The 25931-nt window shown below is 42.1% G+C and carries 21 protein-coding genes and 1 other annotated feature; of the genes, 9 read left to right on the top strand and 12 right to left on the bottom strand.

Annotation, left to right across the window (positions count from 1 at the left end; translation table 11 throughout):
* Window positions 1-2 precede the first annotated feature (2 nt).
* The gene (locus F0249_RS06480) at window positions 3-380 is read left to right on the top strand and encodes a DUF2799 domain-containing protein (protein WP_171756183.1); all 378 of its coding nucleotides are present in this window, start codon (window positions 3-5) and stop codon (window positions 378-380) included.
* Between the two features lie 71 nt (window positions 381-451).
* Here F0249_RS06480 and murQ read toward each other — a convergent pair whose 3' ends face one another.
* Both murQ and F0249_RS06470 read right to left on the bottom strand, forming a co-directional pair.
* Entirely contained in the window at window positions 452-1372 is a 921-nt protein-coding gene (gene murQ, locus F0249_RS06475) for an N-acetylmuramic acid 6-phosphate etherase (RefSeq protein WP_171756182.1), read from the bottom strand.
* Between the two features lie 9 nt (window positions 1373-1381).
* Window positions 1382-2545 (bottom strand): anhydro-N-acetylmuramic acid kinase, encoded by a 1164-nt coding sequence (locus F0249_RS06470; RefSeq protein WP_171756259.1) that lies wholly within the window; start codon window positions 2543-2545, stop codon window positions 1382-1384.
* 121 nt (window positions 2546-2666) lie between these two features.
* Between F0249_RS06470 and nagZ the strand changes: the two genes are divergently transcribed.
* From nagZ to tyrA, 3 genes are all read left to right on the top strand, one after another.
* On the top strand, window positions 2667-3656 hold the full coding sequence (gene nagZ / locus F0249_RS06465; RefSeq protein ID WP_171756181.1) for a beta-N-acetylhexosaminidase: 990 nt from the start codon (window positions 2667-2669) through the stop codon (window positions 3654-3656).
* 246 nt (window positions 3657-3902) lie between these two features.
* Complete coding sequence (locus F0249_RS06460) at window positions 3903-4970, top strand: 3-deoxy-7-phosphoheptulonate synthase (protein WP_171756180.1); 1068 nt, start codon at window positions 3903-3905, stop codon at window positions 4968-4970.
* 17 nt (window positions 4971-4987) lie between these two features.
* Window positions 4988-6115: a bifunctional chorismate mutase/prephenate dehydrogenase gene (gene tyrA / locus F0249_RS06455; protein WP_171756179.1), complete on the top strand. Its 1128-nt coding sequence runs from the start codon at window positions 4988-4990 to the stop codon at window positions 6113-6115.
* Window positions 6116-6227: 112 nt separating this feature from the next.
* Here the strand turns inward: tyrA and F0249_RS06450 are convergent, their stop codons facing one another.
* The 3 genes from F0249_RS06450 to ettA form a co-directional block, all read right to left on the bottom strand.
* Complete coding sequence (locus F0249_RS06450; RefSeq protein ID WP_017053107.1) at window positions 6228-7253, bottom strand: M23 family metallopeptidase; 1026 nt, start codon at window positions 7251-7253, stop codon at window positions 6228-6230.
* 65 nt (window positions 7254-7318) lie between these two features.
* Complete coding sequence (locus F0249_RS06445; RefSeq protein WP_017053106.1) at window positions 7319-7690, bottom strand: PilZ domain-containing protein; 372 nt, start codon at window positions 7688-7690, stop codon at window positions 7319-7321.
* A gap of 228 nt (window positions 7691-7918) precedes the next feature.
* Window positions 7919-9586 carry an energy-dependent translational throttle protein EttA gene (gene ettA, locus F0249_RS06440; RefSeq protein ID WP_017053105.1) on the bottom strand — a complete coding sequence of 556 codons (1668 nt, stop codon included), beginning with the start codon at window positions 9584-9586 and terminating at the stop codon, window positions 7919-7921.
* Window positions 9587-9893: 307 nt separating this feature from the next.
* Between ettA and sltY the strand changes: the two genes are divergently transcribed.
* A complete protein-coding gene (gene sltY / locus F0249_RS06435; RefSeq protein WP_171756178.1) occupies window positions 9894-11882 on the top strand; it encodes a murein transglycosylase in 1989 nt (662 codons plus the stop codon).
* A gap of 57 nt (window positions 11883-11939) precedes the next feature.
* On the top strand, window positions 11940-12245 hold the full coding sequence (gene trpR / locus F0249_RS06430) for a trp operon repressor (protein WP_017053103.1): 306 nt from the start codon (window positions 11940-11942) through the stop codon (window positions 12243-12245).
* Between the two features lie 176 nt (window positions 12246-12421).
* Here the strand turns inward: trpR and yjjX are convergent, their stop codons facing one another.
* The 7 genes from yjjX to F0249_RS06395 form a co-directional block, all read right to left on the bottom strand.
* Window positions 12422-12949 carry an inosine/xanthosine triphosphatase gene (yjjX, locus tag F0249_RS06425; protein WP_113799334.1) on the bottom strand — a complete coding sequence of 176 codons (528 nt, stop codon included), beginning with the start codon at window positions 12947-12949 and terminating at the stop codon, window positions 12422-12424.
* Between the two features lie 7 nt (window positions 12950-12956).
* Window positions 12957-15272: a bifunctional diguanylate cyclase/phosphodiesterase gene (locus tag F0249_RS06420; protein WP_171756177.1), complete on the bottom strand. Its 2316-nt coding sequence runs from the start codon at window positions 15270-15272 to the stop codon at window positions 12957-12959.
* 135 nt (window positions 15273-15407) lie between these two features.
* Window positions 15408-16496 carry a PotD/PotF family extracellular solute-binding protein gene (locus F0249_RS06415; protein ID WP_171756176.1) on the bottom strand — a complete coding sequence of 363 codons (1089 nt, stop codon included), beginning with the start codon at window positions 16494-16496 and terminating at the stop codon, window positions 15408-15410.
* Window positions 16497-16592: 96 nt separating this feature from the next.
* Window positions 16593-17768 (bottom strand): prephenate dehydratase, encoded by a 1176-nt coding sequence (gene pheA, locus F0249_RS06410; protein WP_017053099.1) that lies wholly within the window; start codon window positions 17766-17768, stop codon window positions 16593-16595.
* Between the two features lie 12 nt (window positions 17769-17780).
* Window positions 17781-17899 (bottom strand) — a sequence feature (Phe leader region).
* Between the two features lie 106 nt (window positions 17900-18005).
* Window positions 18006-18338, bottom strand: a complete 333-nt coding sequence (gene raiA, locus F0249_RS06405; protein ID WP_017053098.1) for a ribosome-associated translation inhibitor RaiA — start codon at window positions 18336-18338, stop codon at window positions 18006-18008.
* A 421-nt stretch (window positions 18339-18759) separates the two neighbouring features.
* Window positions 18760-20169 carry a lytic transglycosylase F gene (locus tag F0249_RS06400; RefSeq protein WP_171756175.1) on the bottom strand — a complete coding sequence of 470 codons (1410 nt, stop codon included), beginning with the start codon at window positions 20167-20169 and terminating at the stop codon, window positions 18760-18762.
* A 131-nt stretch (window positions 20170-20300) separates the two neighbouring features.
* A complete protein-coding gene (locus tag F0249_RS06395; RefSeq protein WP_171756174.1) occupies window positions 20301-21026 on the bottom strand; it encodes an outer membrane protein assembly factor BamD in 726 nt (241 codons plus the stop codon).
* A gap of 138 nt (window positions 21027-21164) precedes the next feature.
* Here F0249_RS06395 and rluD point away from each other — a divergent pair, with 138 nt between their 5' ends.
* The 3 genes from rluD to clpB all read left to right on the top strand — a co-directional run bounded on the left by rluD (window position 21165) and on the right by clpB (window position 25589).
* Entirely contained in the window at window positions 21165-22139 is a 975-nt protein-coding gene (gene rluD / locus F0249_RS06390; RefSeq protein ID WP_017053095.1) for a 23S rRNA pseudouridine(1911/1915/1917) synthase RluD, read from the top strand.
* Window positions 22139-22870, top strand: a complete 732-nt coding sequence (gene pgeF, locus F0249_RS06385) for a peptidoglycan editing factor PgeF (protein ID WP_017053094.1) — start codon at window positions 22139-22141, stop codon at window positions 22868-22870. Before rluD ends, pgeF begins: the two co-directional genes overlap by 1 nt.
* 142 nt (window positions 22871-23012) lie before the next feature.
* Window positions 23013-25589 carry an ATP-dependent chaperone ClpB gene (gene clpB / locus F0249_RS06380; RefSeq protein ID WP_113799318.1) on the top strand — a complete coding sequence of 859 codons (2577 nt, stop codon included), beginning with the start codon at window positions 23013-23015 and terminating at the stop codon, window positions 25587-25589.
* The last annotated feature ends 342 nt before the right edge of the window (window positions 25590-25931 follow it).

Here is a 25931-nt window from a genome sequence, read left to right as displayed (position 1 = left end):
TAATGTGCACCATAAATGAGTATTGCAAAGGATTGAGTGTGAGAAAAACAATAGTAGTTGGCCTGTTAATCGGTTTGGCGGGATGCGCGGCATCGACACAGCAGTTAGCAGAAGATGGGGACTGGTCTGAAATTGGATACCGTGACGGGTTAAGAGGCCAGACTCAACGCAGTTATAGTGCGTTGAATGAATTCGGGCAGGCAAACCAAGCCGATTATGATCAAGGTTACTTAAAAGGCGTGGCGGAATATTGTAATCCTGATCATGCGTATCAGATTGGTTTGTCGGGTTTTAATTATGAGGGAGTATGTGAAGGGACAGAGCAAGCTCAACGGTTCCGAATGGAATGGCAACGTGGTTGGACAGATTCAAATAATTAGAGCCGGTCATTCTGAATCATCCATAGCCAAATCCATAGCCAACATGACCGCTGAACTATGGATGACAGATGTTATTTAGATTGCTCTACCGCTTTACGTAAGAACCCTTGTTGATGGCTTAATTGTTCTTTCGCTTCGTCTAAGTTGAGATCCGTTAAGATCATCAATATTGCCAGTTTTACATCATAGTCTGTGTGTTTCAGTGTAATCACGGCTAATGATTTTGGGCAGTCGGTCGCTTGCATGACAATCCTGACGGCGCGCGCAACTAACTTCTCATTTGTTGCCTTCACGTCGACCATCAAGTTCTGATAACTTTTACCTAAGCGGATCATACTGGCGGTCGTGAGCATATTCAGTACGAGTTTTTGTGCGGTTCCAGATTTCAAACGTGTCGAACCTGTCAGTACTTCTGGGCCTACGACTGGGCAAATCGCGATGTTGGCGATATCCGCGATAGGAGAGTTTGGGTTGCAAGAGAGTGCAACGGTTGTGGCTCCAATGTCATTCGCGTACTCCAAAGCCCCAATCACATAAGGTGTGCGACCACTTGCCGCGATCCCAACCACCACATCATTGGTATTAAATTGGATGTTTTTGAGATCTTGTTCTCCGAGTTCCAGTGAATCTTCCGCCCCTTCTTGCGCTTTTAGAATGGCTTTTGGACCACCGGCAATTAAACCGATCACCATTTGATCTGACACGCCAAAAGTGGGGGGGCACTCCGAAGCATCGAGCACGCCTAAGCGGCCACTGGTTCCGGCTCCCATGTAGATCAAACGCCCGCCAGACTTGAAAGCAGCCGTGATTTTTTCAACGGCTTGTGCGATTTCTGGAATCACTTTTTCGACCGCGATGGGAACGTGTTTATCTTGTTGATTGATCCGTTGGATGATTTCATGCGCCGAAAGCAAATCAATATCCATGGTCTCAGGGTTACGTCCTTCAGACACTAATTGTGAAAGCGCTGAAAGTAGAGCATCGTTTGTCATTAAATATCCTTAATCCACATGACAGGGATCGATAGGGTAAATTACCCCGAGAGAAGCAAGTCGGCTTGCTCCTGTTACTTGTGGCAAGTTGCTTGGTAAGCCATGAATGCGTTGATGAGCTAACCATGCGAAAGCCATCGCTTCCATATAGTCACTATCAATACCTTTCGTTTGTGTCGAAGCTACTATCCAATTTGGAAGCAACTGTTGCAGGCGAGCCATGAGAAACGTGTTTCTTACACCGCCGCCACAAACTAACAGCTCGGGCTTATGTCCTACTTGATAACGCAACACTTCATTGACAATTGAAACCGAAGTGAACTCCAGTAGTGTTGCTTGTACATCTTCACCCGTAAGCGAGTGGTGGGCTAATTGTAATTCTAACCAAGGTAAATTAAACCGTTCTCTTCCGGTACTTTTGGGCGCGGCTTGAGTGAAATAATCATCACTTAACAGTTGGTTTAGTAATGGTTCACTGACTTGCCCACTTTGAGCATATTGCCCATCATGATCATATTGCTCCCCACGCTGCTTTTTAATCCATGCATCCATAAGCATATTGCCAGGACCTGTATCATATCCAATAACGCTAGGCTCAAAATTGATGTCACTCGGATGTTCAGGGTTTAATTGCGCTGGAAGTACGGAAATATTTGAAATACCGCCGATATTCAGAACCACGACCGTTGAATCTTGTGTGCTGAAAATATGCTGATGAAAGGCCGGAACCAGTGGAGCACCTTGCCCTCCTAAGGCCATATCTTTACGGCGAAAGTCAGCCACAGTCGAAATATTTGTCCGTGCCGAAATAATATTGGCATCACCGAGTTGCATGGTAAATGGAGCATCACCCGTTGGCTGGTGAAACACGGTCTGCCCATGGTTACCAATGGCAGTGACCGCAGAGGCCAGAGTGTTCGATTTTTCGAGGAGTTGCAGTACGGCATCGGCAAATAGGTGACCAAGCTGGTGGTCCAGTTCGCCAATCGCAATCAGATCGGTTTTTTGCCCAATACAGACTTTAAGAAGACGTTCTTTCAGTTCGCTTGGCATAGGAAATTCATCATGCGCGAGTAGAGTGATGTTAGTACCCTCAATGGAAACTAAAGCGGTATCAACACCGTCCATACTCGTTCCAGACATCACGCCAATATAAAGTTCTTTATGATCTATTCTTAAGCTCTTGAACCGCATTCCTAAACTCTTCCAAAGATTGGTTTAAAAACATTGTAAAGCAAATTCAAAGGGAATAATCTCGTGAAGTGTATGAAATTTGGTTTAAAAAGGGATAAATATGGGACCGTTGTGGGTTGATGTTGCAGGCTACGAGCTGACCGCTGAAGACAGAGAAATTTTAGAGCATCCAACGGTTGGGGGCCTCATCCTATTTGCTAGAAATTATCACGATAGCAAACAACTGTCAGCGTTGAATAAAGCGATCCGCAAGGCTGCAAAACGCCCAATACTGATCGGGGTTGATCAAGAAGGTGGTCGAGTACAGCGTTTTCGCGACGGTTTTTCGATTATCCCAGCCGCTCAAGAATTTGCGACAAAGAATAATGGTGAGCAATTAGCAGAGCAGGCTGGCTGGTTGATGGCTGCGGAGCTGATTGCCCACGATATTGATCTGAGTTTTGCGCCTGTATTGGACAAAGGCCACGACTGCAAAGCGATTGGCAATCGAGCGTTTGGTGAAGATATTGAGACCATTGTTCGTCATAGTAGTGCATTCATTAACGGTATGAAGTCGGTTGGAATGGCGACAACAGGAAAGCACTTCCCTGGACATGGCGGTGTGATTGCGGACTCCCACTTAGAAACCCCTTACGATCCAAGAGACGACATCTTCGAAACGGATATGGCAATATTTAAAGCACAAATTGAAGCCGGGATATTAGATGCAATGATGCCTGCTCATGTGGTTTATTCTCACTACGATGATCAGCCTGCGAGTGGCTCTCAATATTGGTTACAGAAGGTGTTGAAGCAAGAGTTAGGTTTTAAAGGCTTGGTTTTCTCTGATGACTTAACGATGGAAGGTGCCGCTATTATGGGCGGGCCGGCTGACAGAGCAAAAGCGGCCTTGAATGCGGGTTGCGATATGGTGTTGATGTGCAATAAGCGAGATGCACAAATTGAAGCTCTTGATCAATTAGCGATACAAGACGTTCCTTTAGCGCAATCATTGCTTAAAAAACACAGCTTTGATTTACCTACTCTTCACTCAGACAACCGATGGAAAGAGGCTTCAGAGCAAATTAAGCGAATGCTAGGCAGTGAGTGATAAATAAACACATAATAATTTTAGATAGGGCGATATGATAAATATCGCCTTTTTTGTATGTGTAGGGCGAGGTTTAGAGCTATTTGATAGCCTGAATGAGTTAAAGTAGTGGTGTAAATTTAATTTTACATTAAATGTTTTTTATTGTTTACACTTGCAATCGTTTTTGTAGCTGTTATTGTGTTTTTAAAGATTGTTAGCCCAAATGGAAATGTTGGGTGTAAAAATAAATATACAGGTTGAGTTATGCAGAAAAGTGAATTAAGCAATGTCAATATCATCGACGAACAGGTACTGATTACTCCTGAGGAGTTAAAAGCAAAACTGCCTTTGAGTGATAATGCTCGTCGTTTCATTCAAGAGTCTCGTCAAACTATCGCAAACATCATTCATAAGAAAGATCATCGTATGCTTGTTGTATGTGGTCCATGTTCTATCCATGACATTGAAGCTGCGAAAGAGTACGCGAAACGCCTAAAAGCACTTTCTGAAGAACTGAGCGATCAACTGTATATTGTAATGCGTGTTTACTTTGAAAAGCCTCGTACCACTGTTGGTTGGAAAGGTTTGATCAATGACCCTCATCTAGACGGTACTTTCGATATTGAGCATGGTTTGCATGTTGGTCGTGAGTTGCTTGTTGAACTTGCTGAGATGGAAATCCCACTAGCGACAGAAGCGCTTGACCCGATTAGCCCACAATACTTGGCTGATACTTTCAGCTGGGCTGCGATTGGTGCTCGTACAACTGAATCGCAAACTCACCGTGAAATGGCAAGTGGCCTTTCAATGCCAATTGGTTTTAAAAATGGTACTGACGGTAATTTAGGTACAGCAATCAATGCTATGCAAGCCGCTTCTTCTAGCCACCGTTTTATGGGGATCAGCAGCGAAGGACAAGTTGCACTACTGACAACTCAAGGTAACCCTAATGGCCATGTTATTTTGCGTGGCGGCAAGCAGACCAATTACGATTCGGTTTCAGTACACGAATGTGAACAAGAGTTGGCGTCAACAGGGCTAGATGCTTCGCTAATGATCGATTGTAGCCATGCGAACTCACGCAAAGATTTTCGCCGTCAACCGCTTGTCGCTGAAGACGCGATTCATCAAATTCGTGAAGGCAATAAATCGATCATTGGGTTAATGATTGAGAGCCATATTAACGAAGGAAATCAGCCTTCAGATATTCCTCTGAATGAGATGAAGTACGGGGTTTCTATCACGGATGCATGTATCAATTGGGATGCAACTGAGGCACTATTAAGACATGCTCATACTGAATTAGTACCGTTTTTAGAAAACCGTCTATAAAGATAAAAGGGACGTTAATGGCTGTTGAATTAAACGAATTACGCGATCAAATAGATGCCGTCGATAAACAGATGCTTGAGCTTCTTGCTCGTCGTTTAGCTTTAGTTGAAAAGGTTGGGGAAGTAAAAAGCGAGCATGGTTTGCCGATTTATGCACCTGATAGAGAAGCGGCAATGCTGGCTTCTCGTCGCGAAGAAGCGGCTAAGCAAGGAGTGCCACCACAACTGATTGAAGATATTTTACGCAGAACAATGCGTGAATCTTACGCCAGCGAAAAAGATTCAGGATTTAAGTGCTTGAATCCACAGCTTCGCTCGGTAGTGATCATTGGTGGTAATGGTCAGCTTGGTGGGCTTTTTGGTCGAATGTTTAATTTGTCAGGTTATGACGTCAAAGTGCTTGGCAGCCAAGATTGGCATAAAGCGGATGAACTACTCAGTGATGCTGGTCTTGTTGTCGTGACAGTGCCTATTCACCTTACTGAAGGTGTGATTGAAAAACTGGGTAATTTGCCTGACGATTGTATTTTATGTGATTTAACCTCTATCAAATCGAAACCCGTGCAGAGCATGTTAGCGGTGCATAACGGCCCTGTTGTTGGTTTGCACCCGATGTTTGGCCCTGATGTACCAAGCTTAGCTAAGCAAGTGATTGTTTACTGTGACGGACGTGGTGAAGAGTCTTACCAATGGTTGCTGAAACAGTTTTCGATTTGGGGCGCAAGTTTATGCCAAATTGAGGCAGGTGAGCACGATCATGGTATGACGTTAATCCAAGCATTACGCCACTTCACCTCTTTTGCTTACGGCTTACACCTAAGTAAAGAGAATCCAAATATTGATCAGTTATTGAAACTGAGCTCTCCGATTTATCGTTTAGAGCTGGCAATGGTAGGGCGGTTGTTTGGTCAAGACCCGAATCTGTACGGAGATATTATTCTCGCGTCACAAGATAACATCGACATGATTAAGCGTTTCCATCAAAGTTTTGGTGAAGCCATTAAAGTACTCGACGGGCATGATAAAGAAGCGTTTGTTGATAACTTTAATCAAGTCAGTGATTGGTTTGGTGATTACTCTCAGCAATTTTTGGAAGAGAGCCAGAACTTATTAAAACAAGCGAATGATGCGATTCATCGAGCTTGATTCGATCTTAAGCCTTTATAGAACATAAGGTTAGATAGAAAAGAAATATCGACAAAAAAGAGCTGTGAAATACAGCTCTTTTTTATTGTTTAAAATAACGCATTATTTAGCATTAGCGAGTGATGCTTGATTTATCATTTGCGTCATCACTCAATACCGTTTCGATACTGCTGTCAGTATACGGAGCATTAGTTAAGTTGATCTGTAGGCGAACCATGTTATCAATCAATTTGACCAGCGGAGCCCATTTCAGCTTCTTCTCTTTTTCAAATACGTAATTGAAATTTTCTGGTGTCCAATCCATAAGGTATTGTGGATTGAGTGAGCGACCTAGAAATCGTACTTCATAATGAAGGTGTGGGCCTGTTGAATTGCCAGAGTTACCACATGTCGCTAATACATCACCCTTACTGACAAACTGACCACTCTTGGCTTTGAAGCTTTTTAAGTGAGCGTAAGAGCTCATGAATCCGAATGAGTGACGAACGGTTAGGAAGTTTCCAAACCCTTTTTTGCTTGGCCTAACGGTTTCAACGACACCATCCGCAGGGGCTAAAATCTGCTCTCCGCGCTTACAAGTCAGATCAATACCAGTATGAGTATGGCGTTTTCCGCTAATTGGATTGGTTCTGCGTCCATAAGAGGAGGAGATGCGCTGATAGGTGACAGGGCTATCATTTGGAATCAATCTAAACATGGTTGCGCGAACGGCGGAATCAATGGCAGCGGCATCGATTCTCTCTTCTAAAGAGCTATCATTGGTCAGTAAGTCTTCATCCGCCAAGCCTAATACGGATTCCACATCATAAACACGCTTTCCTAAAATATGGATTTGCGAATTTTTTTGTTCAAGTGATTGAGATAATGAGTGGCTAGTATCAACTTGTTCCTCATAAAGCGCTTCAATAGCCTTTTTTTCAGTTTTTAGATTTGAAATGGCGGCTTCGAACTCTTGTTGAGTCGTATGCATTTCAGATTGCATTAACTGGCTATCGTTGTATTGCTGGTACAAAAAAGTACCGAGTAATGCAGGCACGGTCGTTAAAGTAGCCAAAATAGCTAATATTGATCTCTTACCGAAATGAAACGCTTGATCCCCGCTTTGTGCAGGGATAATGATGGAAATTTTTTTGGACATATTAACTTTTGTATATATTAACTAATGTGACTACGTAATTGGCAGACAATAGCAAAATCGTTTGATTAAGCCTCTTCGCCTAGATCTGATAAATGTTCTATTTCGCGGTGCAGTAAATGATCATCGCCCACGTTGAGTTCAACCAATCTTTTTAGGTGGCTGATACTATCAATATCAATATTATCAATGATTAGACGAATTATATCGTCTTGAGTGTTTAGAACTTTCGCTTGAAGATGAATAGTTATATCACTTTCAGGCAGTGTAAATGAAACGGTGACCGCCGAATTCATCTCTAGATCTGGAGTTTGCTCTGCTGATAACAGTAGTCCATGTAAAGATAAGTCTTTAATCGTGGTTTTTAATTCATACTCACCGTGTGAAATAAGCGCAGGTGCTTGATAAATAATGCGTGAAAAACGACGTCGCTCAACCATAATATTTCTCTCTGTATCAGTAGGTTGATTGCATTTCATCAATCAACATTATTTGGGTTTATACTCATCATAGCAAATAATGATTATGGCAATTAATCGGATATCAAAAAAGCCCACATGAATAACGAATTAATCACGTATTCTTATTTATGCCAAACGTACCAATACACAAAGGCCGCTGATCATAGCGGCCTTTGATTAAAATACAAGCTCTATCGTAATGGTTTATTACTTAGTCATACGTTTGTATTTGATACGATGAGGTTCTGCCGCTTGAGCACCTAAAGTCTTTTTCAGCCACTCAGTGTATTCAGTATAGTTACCTTCGTAGAAGTTCACCTGACCTTCATCACGGTAGTCTAGGATGTGAGTAGCAATACGGTCTAAGAACCAACGGTCATGCGAGATAACCATTGCACAACCTGGAAACTCAAGTAGCGCTTCTTCAAGTGCACGCAAGGTTTCAACATCAAGGTCATTGGTCGGTTCATCGAGTAGCAGTACGTTGCCGCCCGCTTTTAGCAGTTTAGCTAGGTGAACACGGTTACGTTCACCACCAGAAAGCTCACCGATGATCTTCTGTTGGTCGTTGCCTTTGAAGTTGAAACGAGAACAGTAAGCACGCGCAGGGATTTCGAAGTTGTTGATCTTAATAATATCAGCGCCTTCAGAGATCTCTTGGAATACGGTTTTCTTGTCGTCCATGCTGTCACGGAACTGATCAACAGAAGCAAGCTTAACGGTTTCACCTAGCTCCACAGTACCGGAATCGGGCTGTTCTGCGCCACTTAGCATCTTGAATAGTGTTGATTTACCCGCACCATTGGCACCCACGATACCCACGATCGCGCCTTTAGGCATGCTGAACGATAGGTCGTCGATAAGAACGCGATCACCAAACGATTTAGTAAGGTTGTTCACTTCAAGTACTTTATCACCTAAACGCTCACCCGGCGGGATGAACAGTTCGTTGGTTTCGTTACGCTTCTGGTATTGGCCAGTGGTTAACTCTTCAAAACGAGCCATACGAGCTTTAGATTTAGCCTGACGGCCTTTAGGATTCTGGCGAACCCACTCAAGTTCTTTCTCGATGGTTTTTTGACGAGCGCTTTCGCCTGCTTTTTCTTGCTTCAGACGCTCATCTTTCTGTTCTAGCCAAGAGGTGTAGTTACCTTCCCATGGAATGCCTTCTCCACGGTCAAGCTCTAGAATCCAGCCAGCAGCGTTGTCTAGGAAGTAACGGTCATGGGTGATTGCCACAACAGTACCGCTGTAATCAACAAGGAAGTGCTCAAGCCATGCTACTGATTCAGCATCCAAGTGGTTGGTTGGTTCATCAAGTAGTAACATGTCTGGTTTTTCAAGAAGTAGACGACAAATCGCAACACGACGACGTTCACCACCAGATAAGAATTCAATCTTCGCATCCCATTCAGGAAGACGAAGTGCATCAGCAGCACGCTCTAGAGCGGTTTCTAGGTTGTGACCATCTTTCGCTTGAATCAGTGCTTCTAGCTCACCTTGCTCTTTAGCAAGCGCGTCGAAATCGGCGTCTGGTTCTGCGTATGCAGCGTATACCGCATCAAGACGAGTCAGTGCGCCTGCAACATCAGAAACGGCTTCTTCAACAATCTCACGAACGGTTTTAGATTCGTCCAGTACAGGTTCTTGTGGCAGGTAGCCGACTTTCAAGCCAGTTTGCGCACGAGCTTCACCATCAATGTCTGTATCAAGGCCAGCCATGATGCGCAGTAGGGTGGATTTACCTGAACCATTGAGACCTAAAACACCGATTTTAGCGCCAGGAAAAAAACTAAGGGAAATGTCTTTTAGAATTTGACGTTTAGGTGGCACAGTTTTGCTCACCCGAGACATGGTATATACGTATTCAGCCATTGCCGATCGTTCCTAATGTTTGCAAATTATGAAGCGGACATTTTATACCAAACGCTACCATTTTGTTACCTTCTGGCGATACTTTACGGTTTATGAACCGAGACTTTATGGTGAAAATTTGCGGGTATACATGCCTAGGTGGTGAAGTTGTATGCAGAAATAGCGTGTTTTTTCTGGGACCGATTGCACTAAAAGCCAATCGATATGCAAGTTTGGATATATTTACAATTTCTAGCTTTACATTCGAATGTGTATGAGTTGTTAATAGAGGCTACCTAATAACAATTCGCACAAGGGAATTGAGCGTATGACGCAAAACAAAGCGCGAACAATAGGGCCACACTCAGTATTGAGAAATACGCTAACGACGATAGCGAAAGTGATTTCTTCAAGCCTTCTTATGAGTGTCATGGTCAGTCATGGTGTCGCAGCAAAAACCGTTTCTGAACGGGAATTACAACGAGTGAACTATGAAAAAGCACAAGATTTATTAGATAAGAAAAAGGTGGAAGAGTACCAAGCTTTACGCAGTACGATTGCGACTTATCCTCTGACCCCTTACACCGACTATCGTGCATTTTTGGCTCAGCTGAGTAATAAGACACCCCCAGAAGTCGACAATTTTATTGAGAAAAACCGATTACTGCCGTTTTCATCTAGAATTCGAGCTCCTTACTTGGAAGTTTTAGCCAAGCAAGGCCAGTGGCAAACATTATTAACTTTTCAAACTCAGGAGCCTAAGGGCGAGAGTTACCAGTGTATTTATTATCATGCATTGTGGATGGATAACCAGAAAGAGGCCGCGTTTTCAGGCGCTGAGAAACTGTGGCTAAGTGGGCAAGGTATTGCAGACCAATGTGATCCTCTATTTGAGCAATGGGAAGAGGCAGGGCTTCGTAGTGACGCATTGATTTTAGATCGCATGTTGCTTGCGTTTGAAGCTCGGAACGGAAAGTTGATGACTTATCTGATGAAGTTACCAAAGTCCGATGCGGCAAAGAAACAAGCGGAAGCGATGAAAGTTCTGTATAGAAAGCCGGAGAGCGTCACTCAGTTTGCTAAGCAGCATGAGGCGTCGGATTTCTACCGATCACAAACGGAATTCGCCTTTAAAAAACTTGCCCGTAAGGATGTCTCCGCAGCACAAAAAGCATTGCCTAAAGTGGTTAACGCTCAGAAGTTGTCATCTCAGAAATCACAGCAACTCGCAGAATATGTGGCATTTCGATTAACCAATACCGATTCCGATGAGTTAGCGAAATGGAGAGATCAGGTTCTATTAAAAACAGAGCGGGTTGTCTTGCTAGAGAGAAGAGTTCGCTTAGCGATTCAGCATGCAGATTGGCAAGGTGTCCAGCGCTGGATTGCACGATTACCTGAGGTGAAGCGGAGCGCTATTCGATGGCAATATTGGCAAGGACGATCTGAGATTGAGCTTGGTGAGAAGGTAAAAGGGCAGCAGCGTTTAAAAAAACTCGTTGGAAAACGTAACTTCTACAGTGTGGCTGCTGCGAACGCTGTCAAGCAGTCGATAAACTACCCTACGACGACTCTTGTGCTAGATAAGGCGATGGTGAATCCTCATCGAATGGCATTAGAGCGAATTCGAGAGCTTATTGATCTCGATAAAATTGCGGCCGCGAAAAGTGAATGGCGCTGGCTGCTTAGCTATGTATCGAGTGATGAGAAAGAGATGTTAGCCGCGTATGCAGCTGTACAAGGTTGGCACCACTTAACGGTAACGGCCACGATCTCAGCTCGGATGTGGGATAACACGCATTTACGTTTCCCTATTGCTCACCGCTGGTGGTTTAATTTCTATGGTGAAAAGCACGACATAAACCCGATAACACTTATGTCATTAGCTCGTCAGGAGAGTGCGTTGGATATTGAAGCTCGTTCTCCTGTAGGTGCAAGAGGAATCATGCAGATTATGCCTGCAACGGCTAAATATACTGCGAAAAAGTACCGGATAAATTACCAAGGAAAAGATGACCTGTATGAAGTCGGTAAGAATATTGAAATAGGAAGCCACTACTTAGATGGTTTGCTAGAGCAATATGACCATAATAGAATTTTTGCTCTCGCGGCCTATAATGCGGGCCCTCACCGAGTGAAAACATGGCGAGCTCGAACGGGGGGAGAACTTGACGCTTACGCGTTTATTGAAGCGATACCGTTTAAAGAGACTCGTGGGTATGTGCAAAATATTTTGATGTTCGAGACCTACTATCGAGATATTTTAGGGGTAGAGGGAACCTTCTTGAGTGGTGAAGAGAGTAACGCAAAATATTAATTTAAAAGTGGCGCTAAAACTTTACAATAGAGATAAGTAAGTAAAGGTGAAAACAATATGGCATCAGAACCAGAATATAGTGATTGGCAACAGTTAATGAGCTTAGTGAAAGAGGCGTCTGAGCAAGATCAGCAACAGATGCTACTTACCATGATGATGACTCCAGATGAAAGAGATGCTTTAGTGGCGAGAGTAAATATCTTCTGTGAGCTGTTAAAAGGAGATCTATCTCAGAGACAGATTAGCCAAATGCTCGGGGTGGGTATTGCAACAATCACTAGAGGTTCTAATGAATTGAAAAGTAAGTCAGAGGAAGAAAAAACGAAATTAGCAGAGTTGATCTTAACCAACAAGAACGCTTAGTTTTATCTTTCTATGATATAAAGTCTAAATATAAAAAGCACTCGTCAAGCGGCGAGTGCTTTTTGCTATCTTCTATTTGCTACCTTCCATTTGCTAGCATCTGTCTAACATCGTTTTTTCGTATACGGCATATTGTGATACGAAGAATAAACGTGTATCGAGAGCTGCGTACTCACTTACAGATTAGCGGGGAAATGAGTAGGGTTAGTGAATGGGATCAGTGCCAATATGAGTGCTTGGTGATAAACAGAGCTGCGAGTCAATTGGTCTTGAGTCAGTAAGCTAATTGCTCCACCTTTCTGCTTAATATTATCCGTTGCAAACACTTCATCCATTACGTCGCCTAGCTCATTTGCTGTTTTTAGTTTCTCAATGACTTCAGGCGGCAACATCAAACTAGCTGAGCGAGACTCACCTCGATGAGTCGCTGATTCAATCACCATCCACGCAAAAGTTACACTGCCCTCAATTCCCGCTTCTAAACCAACAAAGTAGTCAGCATTCGAATTAATTTTTTTCGCATTGCGTACTCGATTGAGGGCTCCATCATGAGTCTCTTGATCCGTCATTGGTTGATCGGCCACTTCGCTTGCTACGCTGACACCTTCAAACTCAAAAGTTTCAGTAGGGAAGGCTGCTTGAAATGCACTTTTGACCGCATTGATTTTTGCAGGGTTAAGAGAGGTGATAATTACGGTTTTCATGACAGGTTTAGAGTCCTTTTAGCTGTTGATACCAAATCGATAGCTTATCAATATCCATTGGTTTTCCAAAATAGTAGCCTTGCATAAAGTCACATTGTTGATCTGCAAGCCATTCATGCATCTCTTGGGTTTCAATGCCTTCAGCCGTTACGGTTTTAGATTGCGCATGGCACAACTCAATAAGTGGTTTGATTACGTTCTGATTATTCGTTGCGACTAACGTTTCTAAAAAGAGTCGATCGAACTTAATCTTTTGTACAGGGTATTGCACAAGTTGAGTTATCGAAGTATAGCCTGAACCAAAATCATCAATGGCGAGGTTGTAGCCTAATTTGGATAATTTATACAGTAGTGGGAACCCTTTTGAATCTGCTGCAAAAGTTTCCGTTATTTCAAAGTCGATCAAATGGCGTGGAATACCATATTGTTGAGCGTGCTCTTCGATAAACATGGCTAGTTTTGTACTACTAAGCTCAGCTGAAGATAAGTTAATCGACAACTGAACAGGAATATCAAACGCTGTTTGTAATTGATCAAAGCGAGCAAAAGATTGTGCGATTACCCAGCGGTCAATCTCTTCAAATAACCCCGTTTGTTCTGCAATGGGAATGAATTCATCAGGTGAAATGAACCCAAGTTGTTCGGAATGCCACCTCAACAGAGCTTCAACACCAATCACTTCAGTACCTTGAGTATTTAGGTAGGGCATAAATACGAGGCTGAACTCATCGATATATTGATGAGCTCTTAATGCTCGTTCGATATTCGAGCGTCGCTGAACTATTTTATCGAGGTCAAGAGAGTAGTGAGCGAATTGGTTTTTACCCGCACGCTTTGCTTGATACATGGCAGTATCAGCATTCGATAAGAGTTTTTCAATATGGTCACCATCCAAAGGATAAGTGGCGACGCCAATACTTGCGGTGATAGGAAAGCTACCAAATTCAGATTTAAACCCGCCCTGAAGAGGCGCTAAAATTTGCTCAGCAAAGGCTTTTGCGGCATCTTTAAAGTTATTTGGTGAGCAGATAAAGATGGCAAATTCATCACCAGATAGGCGTGAAGCAAGGCTCTTGGTCCCATATTGATGGCTAAAATCATCACATAAGCGAGTCACTTGTTCAGCAAATTCAACCAGCAAAGAGTCACCCACCTGATGTCCATATTGGTCATTAACGAACTTGAAGTTATCCAAATCAATATACAGGACCCATATATTACAACTTGCTAATGGGGAGCTAAGTATACTATTCGCGTAATTCTGAAACTGATGACGGTTCGCAAGCTTGGTTAGGTGATCGTTTTCAGCTAATGTTTTGGTTTTTCGATACGTATTATCGAGTTCGTTATACATGTCATAGAAGCGTGTGGATAACCGTCCCATCTCATCATTGGTATTGAGTGGTTGGATATTGTCACGCTGTTTTTTTTCAACTTGTTGGAGTTGCTTTTCTAAACGAGTTATTGGATTTATCACATAACGGTAGAGAAGAATAAGTAGCAACAATACCGTTATTAATGCCGAAGTCCCAAAAGATAGAATAAGTTGACGCCAAATATCTTGCAGCTTGTTATTGAGAATAAATTGAGCAGGATCGACCGTGATGTATAAGTCATTGGCGAGTTTAATAGACTGAGTGAGTCCTTTGTTGGTATTAATTGGCTCGGAAGATGCGAAGATGCTGGTTTGGTTATCAAACTCGATCTGCCTTCGTAGCGTATTGAATTTGTCTAATGAAACGGATACGACGACGAAAAAAATATCGTCTTGTTGTTTAATCAGTGGGCGAGCAATGGTTCTTTTGTCTAGTACTTCATAGCGAACTAGCATACCGTCACCTTGAGAACTTAAGACATAATTGATGTCCGAAGCGGCCAATGATGTTTGGTATTTCTGTTTTACATGGTGAAGTATCGCAGGATCAATTTCAGCGAAAGGATCGGTGCTATTTTCAGCATAATAAAGGAGATCTTGATTACTATCTAGGATCGCCAAAGAAGAGAAGCTACTGTCTCCTGCTTGCAATACTTTTATGGTTTCTTGCAAATTTTCTATGAGCTCAAGCTCACGATATGGATTTTGTGCGTTAAGAAAGTATTGCCGAATGATGTCACTCTTGGTCAAGGTGTAGGCGTAGCTGTTTAGAAATGAGCGAGCTTGACGAAAATGACCTGCCAACTTTTCCATATTGAGCTGTAAATAACTGTCTTCTCGTTTAATAAGAGCATCCTTTTGGCTAGCGTAAATAATATAGCTAGAGGCTGCGGCACTAATGATAATTACAGGTGCGATTAAAAGAAGTATACGTTTACTTAACTTCATAACGAATAAATACAAGTTACCTTATTTGGGGAATGTAATACCATGCTGTTGGTAGGTCTTAGCACTTGGTTTATAAAATAATAGCACTCTAAGCTAATGAAAGTACGGTTTTATTCTCATCTGAATGGTGAATACTTATTCTATTTGGCTACTATGTTCTTTGATTATGGCGTTGCGTATCCGGCTTCTAAGCGTCATCGATGCATTGTCCTGTGTTGAATAAAATTGTGAGCGTTGGATGATGCTCATATCTGGATAGAGTGATTGAGAGTGATCACCTTCGGCTTCTAATAATGTGATTGCTTTAGAGTTCGTTGTTGAATTGCCAAGCTCTCTCGCATTTATCGCTGCAATGTTTGGACGATGCAAAAAATTGATAAATGAGAGCGCCAGTTGAGGTTTTTTTGATGACTTCAAAACCGCTAAGCAATCGACCCATAATACAGTTCCCTCTTCTGGAACGGTATAGCCCCACTGGTAGTGAGAACCTAAATGATTGAGTACCTGCGTATCCCCGCTATAGGCGAGAGCTAAATGAATGTTCGCCATTTCTTGGGGGTTATGCATTAAGTAAGTCAAAATATACTCATAGGTTCTGACGAATGGAATTTGCTGTTGAAGCTCAGCATAGACTTGAGTTAAGTCTTCCTTATTGGATTCATGGATAGACAAGCCTCTTAAAAATAGAGAGGGCATCAACATATCGCTATAGTCTGCCAGCATGCCAATATTCCGCTGTTGCATATTTTTGGAATAAGATTGCGGATAGAGTAAAGCACGCCATGTCTTCGGTGGTATCGGGTAGATGTCTTTACGGTAAATTAACCCTAAAGTCCCCCAGAAATAGGGCACGGCGTTGGAACTGCACTGATTCTTCCAAATTTTTGGTACGTAGGACAAATTGGTTAAACTGTCCGTGGTTGTTAGGTCTAATAACTTGTTATTGCGGGTAAAGTTACGAGTCGCTACTTCATCGAGTACAGCAATATCAACCTCATTCCCTTGCAGTTGATTGATAATTCGATCTCTGTCGGTGTCACTATCAAAATAGATCTGCTTTATTTTGACATTGGTTTCCTGCTCCCATAAATCAATCACCGGTTCAGATAGGTAATATTGCCAGTTAAAAATGGTGAGTGTTTGTGGATCTTCTTGAGCGTAAGCTTTACCAGTATGCAAAAATATGACAAGCAAACAGTTGATTGCTGTAAAGAATGATTTCATTTAGTTCCCTATATCAAAACGGTTCGTTACAGAAATAATTGTCTGCTTATCTCGTTATTTACGTTTTACGTACCTGCGAAAGTTACGTTGTGCAGGCTACGCAAGTTTCACCTGAGTCGGTTTTACATTTTCGCTAGGGTAGCAGCCTAAAACTTTCAGGTGGCGAGTTATTTTGGTTAACTCCACAATAGCTTGTTGCATCTCTATAGAGTCTAGGTGAGATTCTAAATCGACATAAAACATCTCTTCCCATGGGTTGCCCATGATTGGTCGTGACTCCAATTTATTCATGTTAATGCCATAACGCTGTAGTACCAGTAGCGTCTCAACTAGAGAGCCCGCCTGTTGTGACGTCGACATGATGAGCGTTGTCTTTGCCGGGATCTGCGGTGAAACTTCAACGGGTTTACGAGCAACCACAATGAATCGTGTATGGTTTTCAGTTTGATTGGCGATGTTGCCTTGAATGGATTGCAATCCATACAGCTTGCCACTTGATGAGTTTCCAATCGCGGCCACATCGGTGCGATTTAACTCTTTTACTTTTTGCATCGCATCGGCTGTGCTCACGCATGACTCTAATTTCACGCCTTTCATTCTGCTCAAGAACTCACTGCATTGTTGGTGCGGCTGAGGGTGTGAGTAGAGGGTTTTAATTTGTTCGATTCGGATCTCTTCTGTTGCAACAAGGCAGTGCTCAATGGGTTGGGTGAGTTCGCCAACAATATACAAAGTGGTGTGCTGCAGAAGGTCATAGACTTCATTAATTGAGCCTGAGCTGGTGTTCTCTATTGGCAACACTCCGTAATCAGCGTGGCCAGACTCTACGGTATTGGCGACATCTTTAAAGTGATCGCAATTGAGCTCAACAAGCTCCATATTTTTACGGCTGAAATATTCACGGCTTGCAAGGTGTGAATACGATCCTTTTGAACCAAGAAACGCTACTCGGGCTAAAGGTTTTCTATTTTGAGGATTCGCTAAATTTTGTAAGTAAGATTGTTGCAGCAATACGGAGTCTTCAATAATGGTATGAAAAAGCTTAGTGATGTATTGAGCATCAAGATCATACTTATTTTTGCCGTTGTTGATTAATTTGACTAACAGTTGCTGTTCGCGAGAAGCGTCGCGTACTGGTTTGGATGTTTCTACTTTGCTTTTAGCAACTTCAATACTGAGTTTACGGCGTTCTGAGAATAGGCTCAGAAGTTGGTCATCAAGTTCATTGAGTCGTAAACGGATCTCATCAAGAGAGATATGGCTGTCAGTCATTAAAATTGTCCTTATAAAAAAGCCCCCCATTTTGGGAGGCTTCTGTTCGTTTTTGACTTTTCTTTCGAAAACGAGTTCGCCCCCAGTTATGGAAGAAAAAATAAGTCAAAAAAGAACAGTTGTTTGGTATGCATAAATAGTAATTTATCGCTGAATGTTTAAACACAATAAGCAAGCAGGGATAAGGCGTCAAGCAAAAAAATAGCGCCCGTAGGCGCTATCTTAAATCCTTATTTTTTATTCGACTTCTTCAGCTTCTTCTATCTCAGGTTTTTCAGAACGACGAGCTTCTGGTTTGTGGCGTAGTTTATTCAGTTGGCGTTCTAGTTTTTGTTCTACTTCATTAACCGCTTTATATAGATCTTCGTTTACAGCGGAAGCAACAAGTTGTCCTTTAGGAACCGTGATAATAGCCTCGAATTTTTTCTGTTTATTTGGCTCTTCGCTAAAGCTTGTTTGACAACCAATGATGTCTACTTGCCACTTCTCTAGTTTCTTAAATTTAGCTTCAATGTGCTCACGAATTGCAGAGGTGATGTCGATGTTTTTACCAGTGATTTGTACTTTCATATTGAGTTTTCCTCTGTGTCATCCCTCATGGGTTAACTCCAGATTACGGATATAAAGCTAAATAAATGTGATGTAGATCACTCTTTGGTGCGGATTATAGGGCGGTGAAATTAAATGTGATCTTACGCAAATCTTTCTTTATTTTCTGCTGAAATACCTTGTTATCAAAAAAAAACAAGATAGATTGGTAAGGGTAATACGCTGAAAATTCATCATTTTTGGGGAGTTTTTACAGCCTGAATATTTTGATGATGAATAAACGCTCAGGGCCTAAATGTGATACAGATTCACTGATGCTCATAAGTTATACATTTGAATGTTAAAATGCCGCTCGTCATTTGATTGAGCGGCATTTTTGCATTTTAGTCATTACAGCTTGACTACTATGGAGACATGTCCATAAACCTCACTTGGTTATCCTTCAAAAGTACTGCATTCGTACTTTTTGAATGGCAGCGAGTTGTTTGTATACCACGTAATATCGATTGATGTTGGCAACATAATGAACAGGCTCCCTTCCGATGTTACGTCGGGCAATCACTTCTACATTTTTAAACCACACATTAGGATCATAACCATGCTTTAGAGCGAGTTTACGGATTCGTCTTATTTGAGCTGGCCCCGCATTATAGGCTGCTAACGAAAAATAGATTTGATCATCAACACTCATGTCATTATCTGAAAAGTAGCGATCTTTAATAAATCTCATATATTTCACCCCAGCATGAATATTATTCTCTAATTGATAGATGTCTGGAATGTTGACATAGGGATCTTTTGCGGTACTTGGGAGCACTTGCATAATACCGACTGCGCCTCGGTGCGACACTTTACTTTGGTCTAACCCGGACTCCTGATATGCCTGTGCTGAGATCATTAGCGGTTCAAATTCATATTGACTTGAGTATTGGCTGAAGAGCTCTGATATATGATTAAGTTTGGCGATTTTCTTTGGATTTAAAGCACGACTTAGCCATCGAGTGTTGTCTATATATTTGTCATAAATAACGTTGCCCAGAAGTGTGCCCGATTTTGCAGTCTTAATGTATTTATTGAGTGTCGCTTTGAGCTTCGGGCTGTTTTGGCGTAGTGCCCATGCTATCTCACCATTTTCTCTTAGTGGGAGTTGCGGATGAATTTGGATATTTTCCATCACATTAAGCCATAACTTAGTTTTATGACTATCTAAGATAGTGGCATTGATGTACCCCTGGTTAACCATTTCGATAAGTTCATAATCCTGTAGCGTCTCTTCAATGAACTGCACGGTGACAGGGGCCAAACCTTGCTGGTCGAGTTTTTGATTGATAACTTGAAGGCTTTCAAAATAACTAGAGCTGGCTCGCACCCAAACCTCTTTACCACTGAGTTGTTCGATAGCGGTTATTTGAGGATGATCTTTGTTGGTAACGATGATCTCTTGGATATTGTTGATAACAGGGTTACTGAAATCGATAATTTCTAACCGCTTGTCGGTGATGGTTAAATTGGCGACTGCCACATCACCGTAGCCGCTAGTCAGTGAGGGTAATAAATCATCACGTTGAACTGGAATAATTTGAACATTTAAATATTGAGACTGTTTTTTAAGTTGTTTCTCAAAGTGGTATAGCATTTCAGCAATGATGCCTTTCGGCTTTCCTGCTTCAACATAGTAAAAACCTAGATCAGCAGAGACAAGAACTCGTATGACATTCCGTTTTGATAGACGATCAAAGTCGCCCACATACGGTTCTTTGCTCAAAGGCGATAGCTCTAAAGCGAGTCCTTTGGGAGGAATGAATATCGTGATAACGAGCAGTAAAAGTAATTTTTTCACATCAACCTCCATGTTGATACTTTGTTAAATCATTACATTTATCATACGTATTGAACAACTATCCAGCAAGTTTGTCAGTCGATAGACATAAAAAAGCCGCTTAATAATCAAGCGGCTTAACGGTGTCATTCAACGAGTTTAAGTTAAATTGGATTTAATTCTATCAACGCTTCTGTTCGTGCAATGGCGTCTTCCAACCCTAACTCTTTATAAGCTTGAAGCTGAATATTGAGTGATTTTCGGGCTGCTACTGTATCTGGATAGGTTTTTTGTAGCTCTTGGCAGCGATTGATCGCAGCAATCCATGCTTCACGGCGTAAGTAAAAATCAGCGGTTGCTAAATCATATTCAGCAAGACGATTTTTTAAAGCAAACATGCGTTTTTGTGCATCTTCTGCGTAAGGGCTTTCAGGACTACGTTGTAATAGCTTTTTAAAATCAGCAAACGCTAATTTCACTGGCTCTGGATCGCGATCTGAACGGTCAATGCTCAATAGATCATGCATGAAGTTTCGGTCTTGAGCCATGTGTGTCAAACCACGCATGTACAGTACCCAGTCCGCCTTCTCATGTGTCGGGTTTAGGCGAAGGAAGCGAGAAATCGTGGCTAAACCTAGAGCGAGATCATCGTTTTTGTAGTAAGCATAAATAAGATCAAGTTGAACCTGTTCAGAGTACGCTCCAAATGGATAACGAGAGTCTAACGCTTCTAGTTTTTCTATTGCTGTAAACCAACTACCACTTTGTAGTGATATTTGCGCTTCTGAATAGAGCTCTGATGGTGGTACATCAGGTACAATTTCTTCACTACTAGAACATCCAGCCAGCAGTGATATAGCTAATAAGCCTGATAAAGTTTGGCGTTTCATGTCAGGAGTCGATTCCTTGAATTTAAATATTTCGTAAGCTTCCGTTACTTTCTTATCAGTAACAGATACAATGATGCAATTGTCCTATTCTATCCATAGTCATGGGTATTAGTCTCACGGTTTTTAAAAAAGTTCGATATGGCTCAGCAGATCACACTAACAGATACAGTAAAAGACAGCCAACTTGGTCAACGTTTAGACCAAGCAGTCGCTGAACTTTTCTCAGATTTCTCCCGCTCACGTGTAAAAGAGTGGATTTTAGACAGCAAAATCCAAGTCGATGGCGTTGTTATAACTAAACCACGTATCAGAGTTATGGGCGGTGAAGAGATCATCGTACATGCTGAACTTGAAGACGAAGAGCGTTGGGAAGCACAAGATATTGCACTAGATATTGTTTATGAAGATGACGACATCTTGGTAATCAATAAGCCTCGTGGTCTTGTAGTTCATCCTGGTGCAGGTACTCCTGATGGTACGGTATTAAATGCGTTGTTATTCCATTATCCACAAATTGCTGAAGTGCCACGTGCTGGTATTGTGCATCGTCTGGATAAAGATACGACAGGTTTGATGGTGGTTGCGAAAACCGTACCAGCACAAACTCGTTTAGTTCGTGCTTTGCAGAAGCGTCGTATTACCCGTGAATATGAAGCGATTGCGATTGGTAAAATGACCGCTGGTGGTATGATAGAAAAGCCGATTGGCCGTCATACTACGAAACGTGTTCTTATGGCCGTAAATGAAATGGGTAAACCTGCGGTGACTCACTACCGTGTTGCGGAGCATTTCCGTGAGCATACTCGTATTCGTTTACGTCTAGAGACAGGTCGTACTCACCAAATTCGTGTACATATGTCTTACCTTCAATATCCTTTATTAGGTGATATTGCTTACGGCGGTAGAGCTCGCATCCCTAAAGATGCCTCTCAAGAGTTGACTGACATGATCCGTGGGTTTGATCGTCAAGCGTTACATGCGGTTATGCTTAAGTTTGATCATCCAGTAACGGATGAGACAATGGAGTTTCATGCTCCTGTGCCTGAAGATATGATCGAAATGGCAGAAGCGTTACGTGTTGATGCGAAAGAAAACTTCTCTGAAGATATTTAATGAAGTTAATCATCCCTCAGTGGAGTGCACCTAAAAATATTAAAGCTTTCAGTTCGACTCGCTTCGATGGCGTGTCGAATGGGGTATATAAAGGCTTAAATTTAGGTACTCATGTGGGGGATGATGAATCTATCGTTATTCAGAACCGTAATAGGTTAGTTAAGCACTCGAATATGCCGTCTAACCCAGTATGGTTGAATCAAACACACTCGACAACCGTATTGAATATAGGCTCTCCTACTGAGTCAATATTAGATGCTGATGGGCTATTTACCCAGCAGCCTAATGTTGTTTGCTCTGCTATGACGGCAGATTGCCTCCCTGTGTTATTAACGAATACCCAAGGTTCACAAGTCGCAGCTGTTCATGCTGGTTGGCGTGGATTAGCTAATGGCATTTTAGAAAATGCAGTAGAAAAGTTTGATGGTGAAGTTATTGCTTGGCTTGGCCCTGCGATAGGAAAAAATGCGTTTGAAGTTGGTGATGATGTTGTGAATGCATTCGTTGAGTTTGATGAGCATGCTATTGAGGCTTTTCAACCTCAATCTCAACCTCAAGCAAATAAATATTTAGCGGATATTGGGTTGCTTGCTACGCAAAGATTAAATCGAGCTGGTGTTCAATCTGTCTTTAACAGCAATCTATGTACGTATCGCGACGCAGATAGTTTTTACTCTTATCGACGTGATGGTATTACCGGTCGCCAGGCCGCCTTTATCTGGATTGAATAAAACGTCATTTCTCAGAATTTAACCTCCAAAATTTGATTGCCAATAACTTATTGCTGAAAGGCACTCTTTTCCTCTTGAAAATCTCCATTATCGTATCCATCTTTGTTTATAAGAATTATCTCATTGAGGTATGGAGATAGATATGCGCCTTGATCGTTTTACAAGTAAATTCCAAATAGCAATTTCTGATGCTCAGTCATTGGCCTTAGGTCGAGATCATCAATATATAGAACCTGTTCACCTTATGGTATCGCTGCTTAACCAAGATGGTAGTGCGATTCGTCCACTCCTAACGATGTTAGACATCGATATTGTTCAGCTTCGTTCAAAATTAAGCGAAATGCTCGACAGAGTGGCAAAAGTGAGTGGTATCGGTGGTGATGTTCAGCTGTCTAGTGCCATGGGTGTGCTATTTAACCTGTGCGATAAGGTAGCCCAGAAGCGACAAGATAGTTTTATATCTTCTGAAATCTTTCTTCTAGCAGCCATTGAAGATAGAGGCCCGCTTGGCAAGTTACTAAAAGAGCTAGGACTCACAGAGTTAAAGCTTTCTCAAGCGATTGAGCAGATCCGTGGTGGTCAAAAAGTCGATGATCAAAATGCCGAAGATAAAAGACAAGCATTAGAGAAATTCACGATAGATCTTACTGAGCGTGCGGAACAAGGAAAACTTGATCCTGTAATTGGCAGAGATGATGAAATTCGTAGAACGATACAAGTATTACAGCGCCGAACTAAGAATAACCCGGTCATTATTGGTGAACCTGGCGTGGGTAAAACTGCGATTGTCGAAGGGTTAGCGCAACGAATCATCAATAATGAAGTTCCAGAAGGTCTTCGCGGTCGTCGAGTACTTTCTCTTGATATGGGTTCATTGGTTGCTGGGGCGAAATATCGAGGTGAGTTTGAAGAGCGCCTAAAATCGGTACTCAATGAGCTATCAAAAGAAGAAGGTAACATCATTCTTTTCATTGATGAGCTTCATACCATGGTCGGTGCAGGTAAAGGCGAAGGCTCTATGGATGCAGGGAATATGCTAAAACCTGCACTCGCTCGTGGTGAACTGCACTGTGTTGGGGCGACAACCTTAGATGAATATCGTAAGTACCTTGAGAAAGATCCTGCATTAGAGCGCCGTTTTCAAAAAGTGATTGTTGATGAACCGAGCGTAGAAGATACCGTTGCTATTTTACGTGGCTTAAAAGAACGTTATGAGCTTCATCATCATGTGGAAATCACTGATCCAGCCATCGTATCGGCAGCAAGTTTATCGCATCGCTATGTGTCGGATCGCCAATTACCAGATAAAGCGATCGATTTAATCGATGAAGCAGCATCGAGTATCCGAATGCAAATAGACTCAAAACCAGAGTCACTCGATAAATTAGAACGAAAAATTATTCAACTGAAGATAGAGCAGCAAGCACTATTTAACGAACATGATGACGCAAGTGAGAAGCGTCTAAACACGATTAACTCTGAGTTGAAAGTGAAAGAGCGTGATTTTGCTGAACTAGAAGAGGTGTGGAATGCAGAAAAAGCCGCTCTTTCTGGAACGCAGCATATAAAATCTGAGCTCGAACAAGCTCGAATGGATATGGATTTTGCTCGTCGTGCGGGCGATTTAAATCGGATGTCAGAGTTACAGTACGGGAGAATTCCGGAGTTAGAGAAGCAACTAGATTTGGCCACTCAAGCTGAAATGCAGGAGATGACGCTACTCAGAAATAAAGTGACAGACGCTGAAATTGCAGAAGTATTATCGAAACAGACTGGCATTCCTGTCTCTAAGATGTTGGAAGCGGAAAAAGAGAAGCTTCTTCGCATGGAAGAGGTATTACATAAACGAGTTATTGGTCAGGTAGAAGCGGTTGAGGCGATATCTGATGCGATTCGTCGTAGCCGTGCAGGTTTGTCCGATCCGAACAAGCCAATAGGTTCATTTCTATTTTTGGGGCCAACAGGGGTAGGTAAAACTGAACTTTGCAAAACATTAGCCAACTTTATGTTCGATAGTGAAGACGCCATGATTCGAATTGATATGTCTGAGTTTATGGAGAAGCACTCTGTTGCGCGTTTAGTTGGAGCACCTCCAGGATATGTAGGGTATGAAGAAGGTGGCTATATAACCGAAGCCGTTCGCCGTAAACCATATTCTGTCATTTTACTTGATGAAGTAGAGAAAGCTCACCCTGATGTCTTTAATATATTACTCCAAGTATTGGATGATGGTCGATTAACTGACGGACAAGGTCGTACCGTTGATTTCCGAAATACTGTGGTGATCATGACATCGAACCTAGGTTCAGATCGTATTCAAGATAATTTTTCGGTTCTAGACTATTCAGGAATAAAACATGAAGTTATGGAAGTGGTTAATAAACACTTCCGACCTGAGTTTCTAAACCGAGTAGATGAAACGGTCGTATTCCATCCGTTAGGCAAAGAGCATATTAAATCTATCGCTTCTATTCAGCTTGATAGATTGGCTCATCGAATGGAAGAGAGTGGATATGAGCTTGAAGTGTCAAATAAAGCATTGGAATTAATTGCTGAAGTAGGGTTTGACCCAGTATTTGGTGCTCGTCCACTCAAGAGGGCGATTCAACAGAGTGTCGAAAATCCATTGGCTAAGGCAATATTGGCTGGAAAAATAGATTCAGATAAAAAAGTACAGCTCTTAGTAAGCAAAGATAAAATTGTAGCTCATCAAGCATAATTAATATTACGGCATTAAATAAAGGGGATTCTTACCCATTTATGGCCTATTTTTCATCGCTCTGGTTGAATTCTAGCCGAACCGACTGTGGGGAATGATTTATTTGGTTTTTACCCTTGCCTTTGATGACCAACTGCCTATAATGCGCCTCCGTTGACAGGGAAACTTATCTTAGTTTCAATGTTCAACTGAGGCAGCCAAGTTAAGATAAAAAGTGTTTGACACAATGACTTATCTAGCTAAAATGGCCGTCCGTTTTGAGCAAAGCTTAAAACAAGCTCTTTAACAATTTAGACCTATCAATCTGTGTGGGCACTCGTTGATGATAATCACTAGTTTCGT

The sequence above is a fragment of the Vibrio sp. 03-59-1 genome, assembly GCF_013114135.1.
GTDB classification, from domain to species: Bacteria; Pseudomonadota; Gammaproteobacteria; order Enterobacterales; family Vibrionaceae; genus Vibrio; species Vibrio cortegadensis.
The sequence above is the reverse complement of the archived record's forward strand: the minus strand, read 5'-3'. Positions and strand labels throughout refer to the sequence as shown.